Origin of the sequence: Williamsia sp. (genome assembly GCF_036566845.1) — a bacterium.
In the GTDB taxonomy this organism is placed as follows: domain Bacteria; phylum Actinomycetota; class Actinomycetes; order Mycobacteriales; family Mycobacteriaceae; genus Williamsia.
Genome location: NZ_DATCVM010000130.1, coordinates 1 through 1,983 on the forward strand (window position 1 = coordinate 1; position 1,983 = coordinate 1,983).

Genomic DNA, 1,983 nt, shown 5'->3' on the forward strand with positions numbered 1-1,983 from the left:
CGCGACACCGGCCTCGTCGTGGGCCGAGCCGAGGTGCTCGATGCTGCGAGAGCCACGCCGGTTGGACCACACGATCTGCACCGCGGTCGCCCCGGAGGCGGTCTTCACCGTGCGGATATGGGCCATCCGGGCAGCTTACGACCCGAAATTAGTGCGCAAGTTTCCGCTTCCAGCCCACCAACACCGCAGGTCACAGACCTACGCGGCCGCCGCCACCGAACTCTTGATAAAAGTCAGGTCCCAAGGAGAGATGATGCAACACCTGCACTATCGGACGATGCACAGTCCTGTCGGCAAGCTGACCCTCGCAGGCACTGCGGGACGGCTCAGGCACCTGCGGATGGTCGACCAGACGTACGAACCGGATCCCGAGTTTTATCAATTTAGTGCGCAGCGTCTGACCTGATCTTGGCGAGCGTTGCGGCGAGGTCGTTGGGGATAGGGTCGGCGGCGGTGAGTGTGTGGTTGCCGGCGGCGATGGTGATGGTGCGGTAGCGGCGTGCGGTGCGGACGAATTTCTTGATGCTCCAGCCAGTTTGGGCTTCGATGTGGTGGCTGATGGCCATGGCGGCGAACACGATGCTCAGGTGGGCGTCGATCGATTCGCGGGTTCGGTGATAGATCGGACGAGCAGCCAGGTCGTGCTTGGACATCCGGAACGCCTTCTCGATGCGCCACAGTCGGTGGTAGGCGTCGATGATGAAGCTCGGGGGCTGCTCGACGAGGTTGGTGGTGTAGCCCTTCCACCCGCCCAGGGCGCGGGTCTTGGCCTCCAGCGTCCGGTTGACCGTCTTGGTGGCCCCGGAGAGCTGGATGTAGCGGTTGCGTTTGACCGGGGCTTTGCCGTCCACGGCGCGCTGGGCCTTAGCGATCTGTTCATCGATCCCACGGCTGGTGCGTCGGGCCCGATCGGCACGGTACTGGTAGTGGATCATCCGGTCCGGTACCCCGCGGGCCTTCTCCGAAGTACTCGACGGCCATCGTTGGGTGAGGATCAGACCGTCGGGGATCTCGCGGCCGGGATGCTCTTTCTGCCATTCGGTCACTACGGAGGGCAGCTGCGGGATCTTCGAGCCGAGCACGTAGGTCAGCCCGGCGGCTTGCAAAGCGATCTGGTTGGCCTCCGAGATCATCCCGGCGTCGGCGACCACGGTGACATCGGCGAGCTGATGGGCCTTCTTGAATGCCGTGATGACGGGCAGCATGGTCGCGGTTTCGGCCTTGTTGCCCTCGAAGGCCTGCACCATCAGCGGCATCCCGGAGGCGTCGGTGAGCAGCCCGAGAGTGATCTGAGGTTCGAGTCGGCGTTCTTTGGAGAACCCCGGCTCGCGGAACCCGTCGCCGGCGTCGGTTTCGAAATACAAGGTGCTGACATCGAAGAGCACCAGGCTGGCCGGCCCGAGTTGGGCGTGGGCGGCGCAGGCAGATGAAAGTCCTTGCCGGAAAGCGGGTTGAGCGAACATCGGTAGCCGGCGGTTGAGCGTGGGATAGGACACCGGGGCGATGCCGGCTTCGTCGATCACCCGCAGCGAATCGGCCTTGCTGGTCGGTTCGATGATCCGGGCAAGCACCATCTGCCGGAACGCCTCATCACCTTCGGCGACTTCATCGAAACCCAGCAGCTCGTAGACATCGGACAGTGCCGACCACAGGTGCTGGGCACGCGAGGAGGTGATCGGCAACGGTTCGGCGTCGGCGCGGGCGCCCAGCCCGAGATCAAGCTGGTCCTGGCCACCAGCGATGCGCTGCACTCCGGCCGCTTTGAGCGCCGCGACACCGGCCTCGTCGTGGGCCGAGCCGAGGTGCTCGATGCTGCGAGAGCCACGCCGGTTGGACCACACGATCTGCACCGCGGTCGCCCCGGAGGCGGTCTTCACCGTGCGGACATGGGCCATCCGGGCAGCTTACGACCCGAAATTAGTGCGCAAGTTTCCGCTTCCAGCCCACCAACACCGCAGGTCACAGACCTACGCGGCCGCCGCC

The 1,983-nt window shown here is 65.0% G+C and carries 1 protein-coding gene and 1 pseudogene; one reads left to right on the forward strand and one right to left on the reverse strand.

Going from position 1 to position 1,983, the window contains the following annotated elements:
• Positions 1-253 precede the first annotated feature (253 nt).
• A pseudogene (locus tag VIQ49_RS12185) lies at positions 254-367 on the forward strand (cysteine methyltransferase); the annotation flags it as partial.
• A gap of 16 nt (positions 368-383) precedes the next feature.
• Here the strand turns inward: VIQ49_RS12185 and VIQ49_RS12190 are convergent.
• Complete coding sequence (locus VIQ49_RS12190) at positions 384-1,895, reverse strand: IS1634 family transposase (protein ID WP_422665466.1); 1,512 nt, start codon at positions 1,893-1,895, stop codon at positions 384-386.
• Positions 1,896-1,983 lie beyond the last annotated feature (88 nt).

Bases quoted from the DNA above. Each gene is read 5' to 3' on its own strand.
- VIQ49_RS12190 (WP_422665466.1), bottom strand. From the start codon at position 1,895: ATGGCCCATGTCCGCACGGTGAAGACCGCCTCCGGGGCGACCGCGGTG.